Annotated in this window: 17 protein-coding genes; 5 read left to right on the forward strand and 12 right to left on the reverse strand. The window is 68.5% G+C overall.

From position 1 onward, the window contains the following. Nucleotides 1–92 precede the first annotated feature (92 nt). Genes FOY91_RS12205 through FOY91_RS12225 form a run of 5 tightly spaced genes read right to left on the reverse strand, consistent with a single transcriptional unit; the run spans nt 93 to nt 2,305 of the window. A complete protein-coding gene (locus FOY91_RS12205; protein WP_145152129.1) occupies nt 93–353 on the reverse strand; it encodes a hypothetical protein in 261 nt (86 codons plus the stop codon). Between the two features lie 26 nt (nt 354–379). Continuing rightward, the gene (gene pspC, locus FOY91_RS12210) at nt 380–763 is read right to left on the reverse strand and encodes an envelope stress response membrane protein PspC (RefSeq protein ID WP_145152132.1); all 384 of its coding nucleotides are present in this window, start codon (nt 761–763) and stop codon (nt 380–382) included. Nucleotides 764–789: 26 nt separating this feature from the next. Beyond that, nucleotides 790–1,047 carry an envelope stress response membrane protein PspB gene (pspB, locus tag FOY91_RS12215; protein WP_145152135.1) on the reverse strand — a complete coding sequence of 86 codons (258 nt, stop codon included), beginning with the start codon at nt 1,045–1,047 and terminating at the stop codon, nt 790–792. Between the two features lie 3 nt (nt 1,048–1,050). Next, nucleotides 1,051–1,722 carry a phage shock protein PspA gene (pspA, locus tag FOY91_RS12220; RefSeq protein ID WP_145152138.1) on the reverse strand — a complete coding sequence of 224 codons (672 nt, stop codon included), beginning with the start codon at nt 1,720–1,722 and terminating at the stop codon, nt 1,051–1,053. A gap of 46 nt (nt 1,723–1,768) precedes the next feature. Further along, complete coding sequence (locus FOY91_RS12225; RefSeq protein ID WP_145152141.1) at nt 1,769–2,305, reverse strand: energy transducer TonB; 537 nt, start codon at nt 2,303–2,305, stop codon at nt 1,769–1,771. 174 nt (nt 2,306–2,479) lie between these two features. Here FOY91_RS12225 and pspF point away from each other — a divergent pair, with 174 nt between their 5' ends. Further along, nucleotides 2,480–3,487, forward strand: a complete 1,008-nt coding sequence (gene pspF, locus FOY91_RS12230) for a phage shock protein operon transcriptional activator (RefSeq protein WP_145152144.1) — start codon at nt 2,480–2,482, stop codon at nt 3,485–3,487. 90 nt (nt 3,488–3,577) lie between these two features. Beyond that, complete coding sequence (locus tag FOY91_RS12235; RefSeq protein ID WP_145152147.1) at nt 3,578–4,201, forward strand: superoxide dismutase; 624 nt, start codon at nt 3,578–3,580, stop codon at nt 4,199–4,201. Between the two features lie 94 nt (nt 4,202–4,295). Here FOY91_RS12235 and FOY91_RS12240 read toward each other — a convergent pair whose 3' ends face one another. Both FOY91_RS12240 and FOY91_RS12245 read right to left on the reverse strand, forming a co-directional pair. Next, nucleotides 4,296–5,489 carry a polysaccharide biosynthesis/export family protein gene (locus FOY91_RS12240; RefSeq protein WP_238995651.1) on the reverse strand — a complete coding sequence of 398 codons (1,194 nt, stop codon included), beginning with the start codon at nt 5,487–5,489 and terminating at the stop codon, nt 4,296–4,298. Between the two features lie 154 nt (nt 5,490–5,643). Further along, nucleotides 5,644–6,306 carry an ABC transporter ATP-binding protein gene (locus FOY91_RS12245; RefSeq protein WP_145152150.1) on the reverse strand — a complete coding sequence of 221 codons (663 nt, stop codon included), beginning with the start codon at nt 6,304–6,306 and terminating at the stop codon, nt 5,644–5,646. A 95-nt stretch (nt 6,307–6,401) separates the two neighbouring features. Between FOY91_RS12245 and FOY91_RS12250 the strand changes: the two genes are divergently transcribed. From FOY91_RS12250 to FOY91_RS12260, 3 genes are all read left to right on the forward strand, one after another. Continuing rightward, the gene (locus FOY91_RS12250; RefSeq protein WP_145152153.1) at nt 6,402–7,583 is read left to right on the forward strand and encodes a glycosyltransferase family 4 protein; all 1,182 of its coding nucleotides are present in this window, start codon (nt 6,402–6,404) and stop codon (nt 7,581–7,583) included. Between the two features lie 19 nt (nt 7,584–7,602). Then, nucleotides 7,603–8,898 (forward strand): glycosyltransferase family 4 protein, encoded by a 1,296-nt coding sequence (locus tag FOY91_RS12255; RefSeq protein WP_145152156.1) that lies wholly within the window; start codon nt 7,603–7,605, stop codon nt 8,896–8,898. A gap of 70 nt (nt 8,899–8,968) precedes the next feature. Then, on the forward strand, nt 8,969–10,312 hold the full coding sequence (locus tag FOY91_RS12260; RefSeq protein WP_145152159.1) for a class I SAM-dependent methyltransferase: 1,344 nt from the start codon (nt 8,969–8,971) through the stop codon (nt 10,310–10,312). A gap of 117 nt (nt 10,313–10,429) precedes the next feature. Here the strand turns inward: FOY91_RS12260 and FOY91_RS12265 are convergent, their stop codons facing one another. The 5 genes from FOY91_RS12265 to FOY91_RS12285 form a co-directional block, all read right to left on the reverse strand. Next, nucleotides 10,430–11,602, reverse strand: a complete 1,173-nt coding sequence (locus FOY91_RS12265) for a KpsE/RkpR family capsule polysaccharide export protein (RefSeq protein WP_238995652.1) — start codon at nt 11,600–11,602, stop codon at nt 10,430–10,432. Nucleotides 11,603–11,663: 61 nt separating this feature from the next. Continuing rightward, the gene (locus FOY91_RS12270; RefSeq protein ID WP_203234558.1) at nt 11,664–12,479 is read right to left on the reverse strand and encodes an ABC transporter permease; all 816 of its coding nucleotides are present in this window, start codon (nt 12,477–12,479) and stop codon (nt 11,664–11,666) included. Nucleotides 12,480–12,483: 4 nt separating this feature from the next. Then, nucleotides 12,484–13,725: a glycosyltransferase family 4 protein gene (locus tag FOY91_RS12275; RefSeq protein ID WP_145152162.1), complete on the reverse strand. Its 1,242-nt coding sequence runs from the start codon at nt 13,723–13,725 to the stop codon at nt 12,484–12,486. Continuing rightward, entirely contained in the window at nt 13,722–15,011 is a 1,290-nt protein-coding gene (locus FOY91_RS12280; RefSeq protein WP_145152165.1) for a capsule biosynthesis protein, read from the reverse strand. The genes FOY91_RS12275 and FOY91_RS12280 overlap by 4 nt, the downstream gene beginning before the upstream one ends. After that, nucleotides 15,008–16,657, reverse strand: a complete 1,650-nt coding sequence (locus FOY91_RS12285) for a capsular polysaccharide export protein, LipB/KpsS family (protein ID WP_338062080.1) — start codon at nt 16,655–16,657, stop codon at nt 15,008–15,010. Before FOY91_RS12285 ends, FOY91_RS12280 begins: the two co-directional genes overlap by 4 nt. Nucleotides 16,658–16,711: the final 54 nt, after the last annotated feature.

Here is a 16,711-nt window from a genome sequence, read left to right on the forward strand (position 1 = left end):
CTTCAGCCCCGCCCATGCCATAACGATCAGCGCGGCCAGCGTGGTCAGCGCGACGATCGTCCACAGGGTCGCTTCGGTCATCGTGGTGACTCCTAGTCGCGGCGGCGGAGCGCCTCGATCTCGCGGTCCAGCGCGTGGGTGCGGTCGCCATCGGTGGCGATGCGTTCCAGCACGGCCACGCGCTCCTTCAGCGTGCGCAGTTCGTCGCGCAGGCGGGCGGTGTCGGGGTCGGGCGCGGCATCGGCGGGCAGGTCGTTGCCCAGGCTGTCGCGGCGTATGCCGTACTTGGCCTTGAACACGCCGGCCACCGCCGCGATCGCCACGATCAGCACGACCATCTCGAACGGGTTCATCGTCTGTCCTCTCGTCTGCCGGGTTTTCAGCGCAACGCGTCGATCTCGCGCGCCAGGCGGCTGTTATGGCTGGTCACATGCGTTTCCACATCCGCCAGCCGACGGTCGATATCGCGAAAGCGCGAGCGCACGTCGCGGATCGAGCGGCCCGGCTTGGCGCGCACGCCCTGCCAGAACTTCGCCTCCTCCGGGTCGGTGTCGGCGAATTCGCGCGGCAGGTCGCCCGCCACCGCGCCGGCCACGCCATAGGCGATCAGCGTCCACGGAAAACCGCCGAGCAGGGTGAGCAGCACGACTCCGACGCGCACCCAGGTGACGTCGATGCCGGTGTAGTCGGCGATGCCGGCGCAAACGCCCATCATCTTGCCGTTGCGCTTGTCGAGATAGAATTTGGTGCGGCGGGCGGACATGGTTCGGTTCCTTCCTGCTTATGGGGTCAGCGGTCGGCGCGGTCGCGCCAGTCGGCGGGGCGGGCGGGGACGACGCCGGCGGCCGGATCGTCGGCGGCCACGATCCGCTCGATCGTGCGAAGCCGCTCGTCCAGCCGGCGGGCCAGCTCGTGCAACTCGTCGAGCAGGTTCTCGTCCTCCACGCTCAGGCCGCCGGCGCGTTTCCACTGGGTGATGTAGTGGAACAGCAGCCACGGCAGCCCGAGGAAGATCAGGCTGATCGCGAGAATACCCTCGACGTCCATGGCTCAATCCTCCCGCTTGGCGACGCGCGCCTTCATCGCCGCCAGCTCGGCATCCACCTTGTCGGCGGAGCGCAATTCGGCGATCTCCTCCTCCAGCGATTTCGGTGCGCCGCCCATGCCGGCGGCATCGGCGCGGCCCTCGGCGTAATCGACCCGGCGCTCGATTAGCTCGAACTTGGAGAACGCCTCGTCGATCTTCGGGCCTGCGTACATCTCGCGCATCTTCGCGCGGTTGTTGGCCGAATCGAGCCGGGCGGCGAGGCTGTTCTGCCGGGCGCGCGCCTCGCGCAGCTTGGCCTGCAGCTTGGCGATGTCCCCTTCCGAGGCGCGGAGCGACTCATCGAGGAGGTCGATCTGGTCGGTCAGCTCGACAGCGAGGTCGCCCGCCTTCTGCTTTTCCACCAGCGCGGCCTTGGCCAGATCCTCTCGGTCCTTGGAGAGTGCAAGCTCGGCCTTCTCGGTCCAGCTGGCCTGCACCGCGTCCAGCTTCGTGATCTGGCGGCGCATCTCCTTCTGGTCGGCGATCACGCGGGCGGCGGACGCACGCACCTCCACCAGCGTCTCCTCCATCTCGAGGATGATCATGCGGATCATCTTGGCCGGATCCTCCGCCTTGTCGAGCAGGTCGGTCACGTTGGCGGCGATGATGTCTCGGGTGCGGGAGAAGATTCCCATCGGTCGATACTCCTGGTTACGCGGGGGGCTTACACGGGGTGGCAGGTCAGCTGCTGGGGATCGCGGCGGTCTGGACGGCATCATGCTTGGGGGCGGGGCGGCTGGCGAGTGCCTTCACCGATTGCTCGTGCCGGGTCAGTTCCTCGGGCGACGATGCCTGGCCGAAGTATGCCTGCATCAGCACCGTACGCGGGCGGCCGCGATAGCCGGCGGGCAGCGGCGGGTAGGCGAGATCGCCGGCCAGTGCCAGCACCCGTTGGTCCACCGCACGCACGCCGCTCGATTCGGTGATGCGCGCGTCGGCGAAGCGGCCCTCCGCATCGATCGACACCGCGACGACGGCGATCAGGTGATCGTGCCGGGTGAAGGCGGTGGCCGGCGCGCTGAGCCGCGCATCCAGCTGCGTGCCCACCGCTGCCTGCCAATCGGCCAGGGTGAGCGGCGCGTTCGGCGTCATCGCCCCTGCGGTGGCCGGCTCCGCGGCGGCGGCGGGCGCGATGGCGGCACCGATGCAGGCGGCGGACAGCAGCAGCGCGGCGGTGGTGGAAAGCGCGAGGCGGCGGGCGGTGGCGAAGGTGGTCATGGCGGATCTCCCTGTTTGCGATGTCGTTCCCGCCTTGAGCGGCGGTTGCTTCATGCTCTGCAGGGGGCGTGCCAAATCGCATGATGGCTGGTTTTACGGCATTATTCCGTTCCGACGCGCCATATTGTCCGCGCCATCTTGCCAACGGTTGGGAGAATCCGCCAGATTGCGGGAATGGAGCGCGACAGCCAGTTCATCGGACAATCGGGCGCCTTCCTCGATTCGGTCGAGCGGGCGAGCCGTGCCGCAGCGCTCAACCGCCCGGTGCTGGTGGTGGGCGAGCGCGGCACCGGCAAGGAACTGGTCGCCGAGCGGCTCCATCGCCTGTCCCCGCGCTGGGCCGCGCCGCTGGTGACGATGAACTGCGCCGCTCTGCCCGAGACGCTGATCGAGGCGGAGCTGTTCGGCCACGAGGCTGGCGCGTTCACCGGCGCCACCAAGGCGCGCATCGGTCGCTTCGAGGAGGCGCATGGCGGCACCCTGTTCCTCGACGAACTGGCGACGCTCTCCGCCGGCGCGCAGGAGCGGCTGCTGCGCGCGACCGAATATGGCGAGGTGACGCGGATCGGATCGAGCCGGGCGATCCGCGTGGACGTTAGGATCGTGGCGGCCACGAACGAGCATCTGCCCGATCTCGTCGCGCGCGGCCGCTTCCGCGCCGATCTGCTCGACCGGCTGAGTTTCGAGGTCGTCACGCTGCCGCCGCTGCGCGTGCGCGAGGGCGACGTGGCGGTGCTGGCCGATCATTTCGGCCGGCGGATGGCGGCCGAGCTGGACTGGGTGCGCTGGCCCGGCTTCGCCACCGAGGCGGCCGCCGTGCTGGCGGGTCACGACTGGCCGGGCAACGTGCGCGAGTTGCGCAACGTGGTGGAACGCGCGGTGTACCGCTGGGACGATGCCGAGCGGCCGGTCGGGACGATCGAGTTCGATCCGTTCGCCTCGCCGTGGCGCCCGGCCGCGCCGGCCGCTGCGCCCGCCCCGATGCTCTCGCCCTCGCCGCCGCCTGCTTCCCCCGAATGCGACGACCTGCGGGCCGCCTGCCACGCGCACGAGCGCGCCCTGCTGGAGGCGGCGCTGGTCCGCTGCCGGTTCAACCAGCGCGCCACCGCCGGCGCGCTGAAGCTCAGCTACGACCAGTTGCGCCATGCGTTGCGCCGCCACGACCTGCTGGACCGCCCCTAACCGCTAACGTCTCGCAACTAGCCTTTTTGCTGCACAATTCGCCGGCGCAGGCGTTACGGCCCTCGACGTCATTCTAGCTGGAGAAACCAAATGGCCTTCGAACTCCCGCCGCTTCCGTTCGACAAGTCCGCGCTGGAGCCGCACATGTCGGCCGAAACCTTCGACTATCATCACGGCAAGCATCACAAGGCCTATGTCGACAAGGTCAATGGCTGGATCGACGAGAAGAGCCTTGCCGGCAAGTCGCTGGTCGAGGTCATCAACGTTGCCAAGGATACGGGCGACAAGGGCCTGTTCAACAACGCCGCGCAGATCTGGAACCACACCTTCTTCTGGAACTGCCTGGCGCCCGCCGGCCAGAAGCCGAGCGGCAAGCTGGCCTCGCTGATCGAGGAAGGCTTCGGCTCCACCGACGAGCTGGTCAAGAAGCTGGCGGCCGAGGCGGTCGGCCACTTCGCCAGCGGCTGGGCGTGGCTGGTGCTGGACGGCGACAAGCTCGCCATCACCTCCTACCACGATGCCGATACGCCGATCGTCCACGGCGCCAAGCCGCTGCTGACGCTCGATGTGTGGGAACATGCCTATTACATCGACTATCGCAACGCCCGGCCGAAGTTCGCCGAGACGGTGCTGGGCAACATCATCAACTGGGATTTCGTTGCGCAGAACCTCGATGGGCAGGGCGAGAGCCGCGCCGACCAGAAGCAGGCCTGATCTCCGTCGCCCCGCCCGGCAAGGGCGGGGTGGACAAACGAAAGGGGTGGCTTCCGCTAGGAGGCCGCCCCTTTTCTTATCGTCGCGAGGCGGATCAGTTGTTCTGGGTCAGCACCCGTGCCGTCAGGAACGGCGAGAACAGCTGGTTGATGACGTTGATGAGCTTGCTCGGCTGATTGGCCGCCGCGTTCGCGATGTAGATCACATCCTTGTCGCGCATCGGAAACCGCTGGGCGAGAAAGTAGCTGGTCGGCCGCATCATGTTCAGCCGGTAGATCACCGGCACCTCGCCGCCCGCCACCTTGGAATCGGGGTAGTAGCGGAACAGGAACACCGCGCTGGCATCCGCCTTGTCGTCGTTCGGACCGCCCACGCGCGCCACCGCCTCGGCCAGCGTCAGCCCTGGCGTATCGAACGACACCTGCGAGACGCGGTTGGTGGCGCCGAACACGGTGAAGCTGCGCGGACGGCGGATCACCTCGATCCGGTCGCCCGACAGCAGCAGCAGATCGTCCGGCGTGCCGGAGCGGATCTCGCTCAGCCGCTGTTCGACCGACTGGCCCTTGCGGGTGAACCGCACGACCGAATCGTCGGACGTGCCGGCGGTGGTGCCGGTGTTGCCGGCGCGCGCGGCCGGGCCGCCGGCGCTGGCGATCGCATCGAGCAGTCGCTCGCGCCCCAGCGTCAGCTCCAGCCGGCCGGGCTTGTTGACGTCACCCGTGACATACACGGTGTTGGCGACATTTTCCTTGATGCTGACCACCGCCTGCGGCGCCTGCGACTTACCGCGCAGGCTCGATTCGATCAGGCTCTGTATCTCGGACGGGGTGCGCCCGGCGACGGGCAGGCGGCCAAGATAGGGCAGCTTGATCGTGCCGTCGCGATCCACCGTGATCGCCGCGAAATTCTCGCCGCGGGCGGAGGGGTCGAACCCGTCCTGCGTGGCGCGGGTGCCGCCGCCGGCGAACAGCGAGGCGCCGACCTCGTAGATGCCGATCTGGAGCACGTCGCCCGGGCCGACCGTATCGTTCTCGCCCTCGGCCGCCAGCCCGGCGAGGACAGGCGTCGCGGCATCGACGGCGCTGCCGTAGCGGGTCAGTTCGGTCAGGACGTTGGGCTCGATGTCCACGATGCGGAAGCCCATCGTGTTTTCTTTGGCGGCCGTGCTGTGCACCACCTGCCGCGCGGTCGGCCCGCTGGAAGGCAGCGTCGCGCAGCCGCCGAGCGCGAGCGCGACCACGGAGACCGCAAGGGAGGGGTGCAGGCGCGAAAGGCGCGTGGAGGGCATTGGGAACATCACCTTGGCAGCCGGAATCCGCGCGACGGGCGGCGAGGCGGGTGGGGCGCCGGGCGACGCCGATAGCGGAATGCGATCATCCCGTTCCCGCTACCATCGCCGTCCAAAAATTCCAGTCAGAACTGATCGGGACGCGATGAACCGCTCAGGCGGCGCGCGACTGCAGCCGGTGATGCACCTCGGTGGCCTCGGCGATCGTATCGTAGAAGGTCAGGCTGCCGCCGTAGAGCACGGCGCCGCGATCGCAATATTGCAGCAGCGTGTTGGCATCGTGCGAGATCATCACCAGCGCGCCGTTCTGCTTGCGGTGCATCAGCGCCTCTTCGCAGCGGATACGGAAACGCTCGTCGCCGGCGGCGGTCACCTCGTCGACCAGATAGCAGTCGAAGTTGATCGCGAGCGAGACGCCGAACGCCAGGCGCGCGTTCATGCCCGCCGAATAGCTGTACACCGGCTGGTGGAAATACGGCCCGAGCTGGGCGAAATCCTCGACATAGTCGCACAGCACATCGGCATCCTGCCCGTAGATGCGGGCGATGAAGCGGGCGTTGTCGGCCCCGGTCAGGCTGGCCTGGAAGCAGCTGGAATAGCCGATCGGCCAGGACGTCGTCATCGTGCGGGTGACGCGCCCGCTGGTGGGGGATTCCACCCCCGCGATCAGCCGCATCAGCGTGGATTTGCCCGCACCGTTCGCCCCGCAGATGCCCAGGCTGTCGCCGGGGTTGATCGTGAAGCTCAGATGGCTGAAGACCTGCTTCTCGAACTTGCGGATATGGTAGGTCTTGGAAACGTCGTCGAATTCGATCATTGCGGCCCCATACGCTTGGACGATGCCAGTCCTGTACGGACATCGCGGCTTTTCGATGGCTTGCGGTACGGCACCATCCACCACGACAGATGAACATGGCCTTTAGCGCAGCCCTACGCGCGCGTCAGCCTGTCGCCGTCGATGCGCGGATGCTGGGGCCAGGGGGCACCGGCGTCTCCACCTATGCGCGGTCGCTGCTGGCGGCGCTGCCGCTCGTTTCGGCCGCGCCGTTGCTGGTGACGGCGCGCGACGAGCGGGGCGGCAAGCCCCTGCGGGTGCTCCGGGCGCTGCCGCCCTTCGCGCGACGGCTGCGCCCGGCCGGCCCCGCCGAGGGGATCGAAAGCGTGACTGCGCGGGATATCTTCCGCATATCGCAGGCGTATTTCGGTCTGTACGGGCGCGCGCTGCCGCTACGTGTGGCGGGGCCGCCGGGGATCATGCACTGGAGCTATCCGGTGCCGCTGCGGCTCGTCGGCTGGCGCAACGTCTATACCGTCCACGACATGATCCCGCTCGACCGGCCGGACCTCACCCCCATCGATCCGCGCCGCCACGCCCGGCTGCTCCGCGCGATCATGCGCCACGCGGCGGCGCTGCTGACCGTGTCGGCCGACGCGCGGCAGGCGATCGTGCGGGCGACCGGCTGCGACGACGGCTTCGTCGTCGATTGCGGGCAGCCCGTGATCCTGCCGGCCACCCTACCGCTGCCGCCTGCGGGCTATGCCCCCGGCAGCTACTTCCTGTTCTGCGGCTCGATCGACCCGCGCAAGAACCTCGCCCGGCTGGCGGCGGCATGGCGGGCGAGCGGCACCGCGCTGCCACTGCTCCTCGTCGGCCCGGACGGCTGGCGGACCGGCGAGGTGCTGGCGGCGGTCGCGCCGGGCGGGGGCATCGGGCGGCTGCCCTATCAGGATCGTGCCGGCGTGATCGGCCTTATCGCCCACGCCCGCGCGATGCTGTTTCCGTCGCTCGCGGAGGGATTTGGCCTGCCGGTGGCCGAGGCGATGACGCTGGGCACGCCGGTGCTCACCTCGACCGGGGTGCTGGCCGAGACGGCGGGTGGGGCGGCACTGATCGTCGATCCGCTCGACGTGGCCGGGATGGCGGCGGCGATCGCGCGGCTGGCGACGGACGACGCGCTGGCCGCCACGCTGGCCGCCGCGGGGCGGGTGCGGGCGCAGGCCTTCACGCTCGATCGTTTTGCCGGGCGGCTTGCCGCCTTCCATGACCGTTTGATTGCATCCCCGCCGGTCGGCCCCTATCAGCGCCCGACCTGAAGGACGGAAACGGCAAGCAATGCGGATCGGCGTCGACGGCTACAATATGGCGATGCCCACCGGCACCGGCGTGGCGACCTATGGCGTCGGGCTGGTACAGACGCTGCGGTCTATGGGGCATCGCGTCGAAGGCGTGTTCGGCATCGACGTGGGGGACGATCCCCGCCTGCGCGAGGTACTGTTCTTCGACAACTTCGCGCGCGACGAGAAGGACCGGCGCAAGCGGCGCAAATGGGACCGCCGCGCCCGCGCCGCGATCGACGTGGTTCGCGGGTGGGCCGGCGCCGACGCGCAGGAAGTGACGTTGAGCGGCCATGTGGAAACCGCCGCCTTTGCCGGCCGGCTGCCCGTGTTCGACCGCCTCGTCAGCAGCGCCGACCTGTTCGAGCGGGCGCACCGCCACTTCTCCCTGTTCGGCCGGTTCCTGACGCTCACCATGCCCGATCCGCCCGAGATCATGCACTGGACCTACCCGGTGCCGATCCGGCTGAAGGGCGCGAAGAACATCTACACGCTGCACGATCTGGTGCCGTTGCGGCTGCCCTACACCACGCTGGACGTGAAGAAGACCTATCATCGGATGATCGAGCATTGCGTGCGCGAGGCCGACCATATCTGCACCGATTCCGAGGCCAGCCGGAACGACATCCTCGCGATGTTCGATGCCCGGCCCGATCGCGTGACCAATACCTATCTCGTGCCGCCCTCGTCCGGCAGCGCGCTTGCCGCCGATCCGGCGGACGATGCCGCGATCATCGCGGGTACGTTCGGCCTCGCGCCGCAGAGCTACTTCCTCTATTTCGGTGCGGTCGAGCCGCGCAAGAACATCGGCCGGCTGATCGAGGCCTATCTCTCGCTCAACAGCCAGAGCTCGTTCGTCATCGTCGGCGCCAAGGCATGGTCCAGCGATGGCGACCTCAAGCTGCTGAACAGCGGCGCCTACGGCCCGGCGGCAGACCGGATCCTGCGGCTCAGCTACCTGCCGCGCGAAACGCTGCTGCGGCTGATCCGAGGCGCGCGGGCGGTGGTGTTTCCGTCGCTCTACGAAGGGTTCGGGTTGCCGGTGCTGGAGGCGATGCAGCTGGGCACGCCGGTGCTCACCTCGGACATCAGTTCCATGCCGGAGGTGGCGGGCGACGCCGCGATGCTGGTCGATCCCTACGCGATGAAGTCGATCGTCGCCGGGCTGCGCGCGCTGGACGACGATGCCGCCCTGCGCGCGCGGCTGGGTGCCGCCGGCCCGGCGCAGGCGGCCAAATTCTCTCAGGCGCGTTTTGCCGATACGCTGGCCGGAATCTACGCGCGGCTCGGCTAGCCACCCCGCCCGGTCAGGCGGACATATCAAGGGAGCGCCGACAGGCGCGATCGGAAGCAAGGACGAAATGATGGTGGTCGAACCCGCGGCGAATATGCCCGAGGAAGTGACGGCACAGCCGCTCGATCCGTTCGCCTTCTGGCCGCCGCTCGTCAGCCGCATCGGCGGACTGGGCGGGCATGAGGCGGGCGGCGACGAGGCCTATGCCTTCCACACCAGCTACATCCACTGCGACGAGGGGCCGGCCGTCTTCACCCTGCGCTTCAAGGGACTGAAGGCGACGCGGGGCAGCCTGACGCTCAGTGTCAATGTGCTGCCGCTGCGGGCCAATTCGATCGCGTTCAAGGCGGCGTCCGACTCGATCCCGTTCCGCAACCTGATCCTGGACGAAGGCGTCGCTACCATCCGCGTCGCTGCCACCAGCGGCAACAGCTATGCCGTCCTCGGCTATATCTACGACGAGACCGATGCCAGCGCCGAGTCCCTGGAGATCGACGTTCGCCGGGTCGTCGATGTCGATGCCTTCACGCGCAAGCTGATCGATGCCCGCCGCACGCTGTTCAGCACCACTACCGTCCACCCGGTGCCGCGCCTCGTATCCCGCGAGGCGCCGACGCTGGCCGATCCGGTCTGCCAGATGTGCACCGCCGCGCAGTTCGAGGAGCCGGTCTACCGCGAATGGGTCGACCGGATGGAAATCGGTAAGCACCGCCATCGCAAGCACTGGGAGTATGTGTACGTCCTCCAGTCGCTGCGTCGCTATGGTGTCTTGGCGGAGGGCGCGCGTGGCCTCGGCTTCGGCGTCGGTAACGAGACGCTGCCGGCGGTGATGGCGGCGATGGGCTGCACCGTTGTCGCCACCGACCTGCCGGCGGACCATGCGCAGGTGGCTGACTGGAGCGCGACCAACCAGCATATCGCCAGCGTGGAGGGGCTTCGCCAGCCGACGATCTGCCCGGACGAATTGTTCGACCAGCGCGTGTCGTTCCGCGCGGTGGACATGAGCGCGCTGCCCGAGGACATGGTCGATTTCGACTTCATCTGGTCCTCGTGCGCATTCGAGCATCTGGGCTCGATCCCGGCGGGCCTGCGCTTCGTAGAGGAAGCGATGCGCTGCCTGAAGCCGGGCGGCGTGGCGGTGCACACCACCGAATTCAACCTCAGCTCGAACGACGAAACTGTCGATGCGGGCGCCACCGTGCTGTTCCGCCGCAAGGATTTCGAGCGGCTGGCGCTCTCGCTGATCTCGCGCGGACACGAGGTGGCGCAGTTTAAGTACGAGCAGGGCGATACGGAGATCGACCGGCATATCGACCTGCCGCCGTTCGGCGGACATTCCCACCTCAAGATCGCGCTGGGCGAATTCGTCGCCACCTCGTTCGGCATCATCGTGCGGCGGGGCCTTGCCACCTGAGGCCATGCCGCCGGATACCCGGCACCCATCGACCAACGAAAAGGGGCGCCCCGGCCGATGCCCGGGCGCCCCTTTTTGCGGGGAAGGGCGCGGCGGCCTGCCGACGCGCCCGTTCCCTCAGGCGGCGTGTTCGCGTACGCCGGCGACGATCAGCCAGCCGATCGCATACAGCAGCAGCAGGCCGACGATGATCGTGCCCACGATCCGCCCGCGCTCCGGGAAGAGCGACTTCACCGGCATGTTCGCATCGACCACGCGGACGACGTAAAGCTGCTGCTTGCGCGCCTCCTCACGAGCCTTCTCGTAGCCGGCGGCGGCGGTTTCGTAGCGCTTGGCGGCGAACTCCTGACGGAGCCTCAGATCCTCGTAGCTGCCCAGATCGGCGGCGATTGCGGTGCCTCCCCCGGTGAGCCGGCCGGACTGCGAGGCGACCTGCGCCTGAAGTGCCTGTACCCGCCGGGACAGGGCGACATACTGCGGGCTTTCCGGGCTGATGACGCCGGCCATCGCGGCCAGCTGCGAGCGGGCGGCGGACAGGTTGCGCTCGAGGTTCGACACGAGCTGGATCTGCGCCTCGCCCGATCCGCGCGGATCGATGTCGCCGCGCGACTGGCGGAAGCCGGTGAGCGCGACCTGCGAGGAGGCGACGCCGGCCTCGGCTTCACGCAACTGGCGCTGCGCAAGCGACAGCGAATCCGCATAGCTGCGTACGTTGAGTGCGTTGACCCGCTGCTCGCCCAGCGCCAGCATCGCCTTCAGGATGTCATAGGAATCCTGCGGCCGGAACGAGCGGACAGTGATGGTGGTGATGCCCTTGTCGGTGCTGAAGTGCACATCCACCTGCTTCAGATAATATTTCAGCAGCTTTTCCGGGGTGGGGTTGTCCCCACGCAGCCGGCTGAAAAAATCCGCCTCGGGCCGCTGGAACCGCTCGGTCAGGCCGATGCGCCGGTTCAGTGTGGCCACCACATCGTGCGAGGTCAGATAGTCGGCCACGCTCATCGCCTCGGTCTGCGAGCCGGTGGGGCCGGCGACCGAGCTGAGCACCTGGCCCAGGCCGACGCCGGCAGCGGGCGTCGATTCCGCCGCACGCACCATGAAATGCGCCTCCGACTGATACTGGTCGGCGGCGATCAGGTAGTAATAACCGGCCACCAGCAGGGCGGGCAGCACCACGACGAGCAGGAACATGCGCTTGCGCGCCGCCCAGTCCCGCGCCCAGGCGAGCGTGGAGGTCTTGCGTCCCTTTGCCCCTTCCGTGGTCGGGGTGATGATACCGTGCATGTTCATGGCCGGCCTTTCTGGCAGCGGTGCGTCGTTTCGCGATAGTTTCGGGGATCGTCGGTCGGGCTCAATGCAGGTGCAGGCGTCCGCGCAGCAACTTCATCAGCACCAAGCCGATGTAGGTGGTGACCATGCAGACGGCCGTAAGGTACGTGACGCTGAAATAGTCGGGATTGGCGGAGCGGAAGAAGCCGTAGCGCACCATCTCGAAGATGTGGATGAATGGAATCCACAACAGCCACTCACGATAGGGCATCGGGATCCACTCGAGGAGATAGAAGGCGCCGGAGATCGGCATCATGATGTAGGCGACCGGGTGGACGAGCCGGCCGAGCAGCCGGTTGTCGTGCGTGATCGCCACGATGATGAACGACATGCCGGCCGAGAACCAGAACATGTAGCCGATCGCCGCGATCATCCAGAGCGGCCGTTCCGGCGGGTCGGCATAGTCGATCGAGATCAGGAACCCCATGAGGATGACGAGGCACAGGAAGGTACCCGCCGCCTCCAGCAGCGCACGCGAGATCATGATGTCGAAGATGGTGACCATGCGGTGGTACATCAGCGGCATGTTCGCCTCCAGCGCACCTTCGGCGCGGCTGAAGGTGCTGCGGAACATGATGAACACGCAGTAGCCGAGCACCGCGAACGGCACCGGCCGCATGTCGCCGGCATAATGGCTGGATTCGCCGATGTGGATCAGGGCGATCGCGCTCGCCAGCGTCAGCGGCTCGCCGATCACCCACAGGTAGCCCACGTTCTCGCGGCCGTAGCGGGTGTGCAGCTCGCGCATCAGCAGCGCGCCGATCACCTTGCGCTGCACGGCGAAGCCGCGGCGGACCTGCTCCCAGGCGCTGGTATTGGTCAATGGCGTCGATGCCATGCGTTCAGACTCTTTCGATCAGATCCAGCAGGATCGCGATATGGTCGGACCATGCCGGTGGCTTCCACCGGGAAAGCCGTTCCAGTTGCGCGGTGCGACGCGACGAATCGGCCTTAGCATATTCCCGCACGCTGCGTATCCACGCCACGCCGTCGAGCGGATCGAGATAATCGGGCACCTCGCCCCCCGCCTCGCGCAGCGCCGGCAGATCGCTGCACAGCACCGGCACGCCCGCGCCCAGCGCCTCCGTCACCGGCATGCCGAAGCCCTCGGCGAACGACGGCAGCAGCAGCGCGCGCGCCTGACCGATCAATTGCGCCATCGCGCGATCGGGCAGGCCGGCATGTTCGTCGACATGCGCGGCAAGCGCCGGGCAGCGTTCGAGCATGTCGATGACCTGCTCGTTCTCCCATCCGCGCCGGCCGACCAGCACGAGGCGCGGCACCGGCCCGCCATCTTCCACCAGCCGTCGCCACAGGTTGAGGAGCAGCAGGTGGTTCTTGCGCGGTTCGATCGTGCCGACGCAGATGAAGTACGGATCGGCTGCGCCCGGCTCCAGCGCGGGCGGCGGCGGCACGGGATGGGTGCCGAGGTGCGCGACGTCGATGATCGGCTGATGGCCGCTGCGCTCGAGATGGCGCCGCAGCGATACGCGGGTCGCATCAGAATTGGTGATGAGACCGGCGGCGTGATCGGCCAGCGTCGCCATCCGCGCCTGATGCAGCGCGGCGCCGTTGGGCCGGGCATATTCGGGATATTCGATCGGGATCAGGTCGTGGACCAGCCCGACGAGCCGCGCCTGTTCGCGCCGCAGGATAGCGGCCACCCGGTCCCCCCGTTCCAGATGGTGCGGGGAGGACTGGACATAGACGCGCGACGCGCCGGGCGGCAGCGGCGGCACCCGATGCGGCCGCAGCGCCAAGCACGCCCGCGCGGCGGACAGGCGGCGCGACCAGCGGCCCGGTCGATGGTTCTCGTCCCAGCGCACCTCGGTCTCGTCGAGGAAGGTGATGACGGCCTGCCGGTCGAGCCGGCCGTACAGCCCGCACGGATGCAGCGCGCTGAACGACAGCCGATCGGGAATCGTGGCGAGCAGGCCGCGCGCATAGGCCATCTCGACCCGGTCCACGCCGGTGGGGGTGGCGTGCAGCACGCGCGAAATCAGCCGCGACAGGTCCAGCACGACCTCGCGGCGGGCGACGCCGGCGGCGTCACCCGGATGGATCCGACCCGGCGGCGGCGTCATCCCCGCCAGGCCGTGCCGGGCCGGGGCGGGGAGGCGGAGACGTCGACCTCGTGCAGCAGGCGATCGCCGGCGGCGGCTTCCGGCCCGGTCAACCGCTTCACCGCGCCCTCCACGAGCAACGCCAGCCCCTCGTCGCTGGAAAAGCCGCCGCGAATGAGGCAGCGGTCGTAGAGTACGCGACAGAACGCGTCCCAGATATGCGTGTCCGGCACCGGCGGCGCCTGCCAGAAGGCATCGAGCGAACCCTGATGGGTGATGCCGGCGATATGGTAGACGGCGTGCCCCAGCACTGCGACCGGCACTCCGACGCCGAGCGCCAGCGTACCGGTGGTGCTGTTTACCGTCACCACCCCCCGCGCGCCCGCCACGATCTGGGCGATATCGCCCTCCTCGATGAACAGCATCCGGTCGGCGATGCCATGTTCGGCGGCGCGCGCGCGGGCCAGCCGGCGCCAGTTGATGAGGCCGTTGTCCAGCGGATGCTGCTTGATGACGAGCACCGTCCCGGGCGGGGCGGATCGCGCGAAACTCTCGATCACATAGGCCATCGCCACCTTCATGTTGCCGAAAGGGGAATGGGTGCGGATCTGGTGATCGGAATTGAGCTGAAGCGGCAGCACGAAATAGGGCGTCTCGCGCACCTGCGCGAGGATCGCGTCGGTCCGCTCGCGGGCCTTCTTCTGGCCGGCCAGTCGCCTCAGCCAGCCGACCCCTTCGATCACCGGTGAGATCGGGCGATGCGAGCGGTAGTAAGGGAAGCGCGGCAACTGGAAGAAATTATTGGTGAAATAGCCGAGCGCATCGTCCGCCCTGCGCTTGAAGCTGGACGCCACGGGCGGATGCTCCGGCAGCGGTGGCAGCGTGCGGGCGGCCTCCAGATACCAGTCCGGATCGCGCGACAGGCTGGAGTTGCCGTTCACCCCGTCCAGCTCCAGCGTCACCCAGTCCGGCCGGATATAGCCTTCCTCGAACACGTGGATACGCAGGCCGCGCAACGCCGCCAGCCCGTGGGCGGCGCGGTGCAGCGGCCGGCAATCACCGAACAGCACCAGATCGGTGATGCGGTTGGAGCGGATGAAGCTGTCGAAGAAATGCGGCCAGTTGCCACTGCTGCCGCGATAGTCGGTGGAGGGCAGGTTCCACGACCAGCGATCGCCCCCGCTGAAGTTGATGCGGTGGACGATATGCCCCTCGCCAGCCAGCGCATCGGCCAGCCGCGCGAAGAACGGGCCGGGGGGGCCTTGCAGGAAAAGGAAAGTTTTCCGATTCAATGCCCGGTGCTTCATGCCAGCCTTCCTATAGGAGTCCGCGCGCGCCGCAACCATCCCTGCAGCCGACGGAGCCGAATCAGCGGCGTCTCGCGCGGGGCCGCCTGCGCGGCGAGCCGCTGCACCAGCGTTTCGGGGGGGCAGGGCAGGCCGGTGACCGGATCGAGATAGCGCGGGTAGAGGATCAGCGCGGCAGCGGTGAGCTCGTCGATCGACAGGCAGCGGGTACGGCGGGGCAGGGTAGGGCCGAGATCGCGGGTCAGCCCCCAGCCGGCGTAGAACGGGCTGCCGTGCACCGTCACGTCCCGGCCGCGCAGCAGCGCCTCGTAGCCGGCGAGCGAGGTGAGGACATGCACGCCGTCCACCGCATCAAGCAGCGCCGGCATCGCCACGTCGCGCACCACCCGGTCGGCCAGCAGTAACGCTTCGGCATCCTCGATGCGGCCGGCGCGGTGGCCGGCATCGACGTCGGGGTGTGGCTTGAACAGCAGGAAGGCGTCCGGCTCGGCGGCACGCGCACGGCGCAGCAGATCGAGGTTGCCCGCCACCGCGCCGCCGCCCAGCCGCACCGAAAGATCGTCTTCCACCTGCCCCGCCACCAGCACGCGGCGACGGCCGGCCGGCGAATCGATCCGATATGGTGCGTTTCCGCTGGAATATTTGCTGATCCCCGCCGCCACGATCGCCGTCGCCAGCGCCCGAGCGCGGGCGATCAGCGCGGGCGGGAAGTCCACCTCGGCAAGCAGGGTCTCCAGATCGCTCGGGCCGGTCGGATCATAATAGATACCGCGCGAATCGGCCACGATGGAGAGCGGCGGGTGAAGGTTGCTGCCCAGCCCGACCGATCGAATGAAGCCATCCTCGACGCGAACCAGCGGCACTCCGGCGGCCGTGGCGGCGTCGGCCAGCCCGGCGGGCACGCGCGAGGGCCAGGCGGCGATCGCGCCTTTCGCTCCGCTTGCGAGCCGCAACGCCCGGCCCGGGCTGCGGGCAAAGCGCAGCGGCGTGCTGCCGTTCCACAGCAGGCGGGATATCTCGCGCCGTTTCCACATCGCGATCCCGGCCGCTACGGCGACGCCGCGATTGGCATCGATCAGGCGCCGCCATTCCGTCAGACGGGCGACGGCCTGCAACGGGGTCGCTCCGGTGCCGGAGAAGCAGTCGCGGTAACGCACGCCGGTGCACAGCGTCGTCGCGACGAGCGCGACCAGGGCGGCGGCCCGATCGACGGGCGGCGCCTCACCCTCGGTCAGGCCGTGGCCGGTGAAACGGCCGGGGGTGGTGGCGCGGGCGGGTATGCCGGCGATCAAGGCGAGCAGGATCAGTTCGTCGTCGCCCGCCGCCTCGACCAGCGCGGCCTTGTCCAGCAACGGCCACACATCGACCTCGCCGATCCCCGCCGCGACGTGTCCGATGCCGAGCAGGACGACCGCCTCGGCCGCCCACGGCGTATCCGGCAGCAGCGCGAGCATCGGCTCGTCTCCGCGGCGGGAAGGCAGGGCGAGCGCCTCGTCGCGGGTAACGGGGCACACCACCACGACATCGGCCGCCACGACAGTTGCCGGTGCCCAGAACGGTCCGCCGACCCGCGCGGTACGGATCGCGGCGACCAGCGTGGACGCCTGATCGCCGCTCGCGACGAAGCCGGGCGCGATCCGGCTCACTGCCGAGACCTGAAGCGGAACGGCGGGAAACGGCGGCGAGCGCAGGACAGGAAC

It is taken from the genome of Alterirhizorhabdus solaris (assembly GCF_007785815.1).
In the GTDB taxonomy this organism is placed as follows: domain Bacteria; phylum Pseudomonadota; class Alphaproteobacteria; order Sphingomonadales; family Sphingomonadaceae; genus Alterirhizorhabdus; species Alterirhizorhabdus solaris.

What these genes read in the sequence shown, in the direction of transcription:
- pspC (WP_145152132.1), bottom strand. Translation starts at nt 763, where the DNA reads ATGTCCGCCCGCCGCACCAAATTCTATCTCGACAAGCGCAACGGCAAG.
- FOY91_RS12265 (WP_238995652.1), bottom strand. Translation starts at nt 11,602, where the DNA reads ATGAACATGCACGGTATCATCACCCCGACCACGGAAGGGGCAAAGGGA.
- FOY91_RS12245 (WP_145152150.1), bottom strand. Translation starts at nt 6,306, where the DNA reads ATGATCGAATTCGACGACGTTTCCAAGACCTACCATATCCGCAAGTTC.
- FOY91_RS12205 (WP_145152129.1), bottom strand. Translation starts at nt 353, where the DNA reads ATGAACCCGTTCGAGATGGTCGTGCTGATCGTGGCGATCGCGGCGGTG.
- FOY91_RS12250 (WP_145152153.1), top strand. Translation starts at nt 6,402, where the DNA reads ATGGCCTTTAGCGCAGCCCTACGCGCGCGTCAGCCTGTCGCCGTCGAT.
- FOY91_RS12275 (WP_145152162.1), bottom strand. Translation starts at nt 13,725, where the DNA reads ATGACGCCGCCGCCGGGTCGGATCCATCCGGGTGACGCCGCCGGCGTC.
- FOY91_RS12280 (WP_145152165.1), bottom strand. Translation starts at nt 15,011, where the DNA reads ATGAAGCACCGGGCATTGAATCGGAAAACTTTCCTTTTCCTGCAAGGC.
- FOY91_RS12255 (WP_145152156.1), top strand. Translation starts at nt 7,603, where the DNA reads ATGCGGATCGGCGTCGACGGCTACAATATGGCGATGCCCACCGGCACC.
- FOY91_RS12225 (WP_145152141.1), bottom strand. Translation starts at nt 2,305, where the DNA reads ATGACCACCTTCGCCACCGCCCGCCGCCTCGCGCTTTCCACCACCGCC.
- FOY91_RS12260 (WP_145152159.1), top strand. Translation starts at nt 8,969, where the DNA reads ATGGTGGTCGAACCCGCGGCGAATATGCCCGAGGAAGTGACGGCACAG.
- pspB (WP_145152135.1), bottom strand. Translation starts at nt 1,047, where the DNA reads ATGGACGTCGAGGGTATTCTCGCGATCAGCCTGATCTTCCTCGGGCTG.
- pspA (WP_145152138.1), bottom strand. Translation starts at nt 1,722, where the DNA reads ATGGGAATCTTCTCCCGCACCCGAGACATCATCGCCGCCAACGTGACC.
- FOY91_RS12235 (WP_145152147.1), top strand. Translation starts at nt 3,578, where the DNA reads ATGGCCTTCGAACTCCCGCCGCTTCCGTTCGACAAGTCCGCGCTGGAG.
- pspF (WP_145152144.1), top strand. Translation starts at nt 2,480, where the DNA reads ATGGAGCGCGACAGCCAGTTCATCGGACAATCGGGCGCCTTCCTCGAT.
- FOY91_RS12240 (WP_238995651.1), bottom strand. Translation starts at nt 5,489, where the DNA reads ATGCCCTCCACGCGCCTTTCGCGCCTGCACCCCTCCCTTGCGGTCTCC.
- FOY91_RS12270 (WP_203234558.1), bottom strand. Translation starts at nt 12,479, where the DNA reads ATGGCATCGACGCCATTGACCAATACCAGCGCCTGGGAGCAGGTCCGC.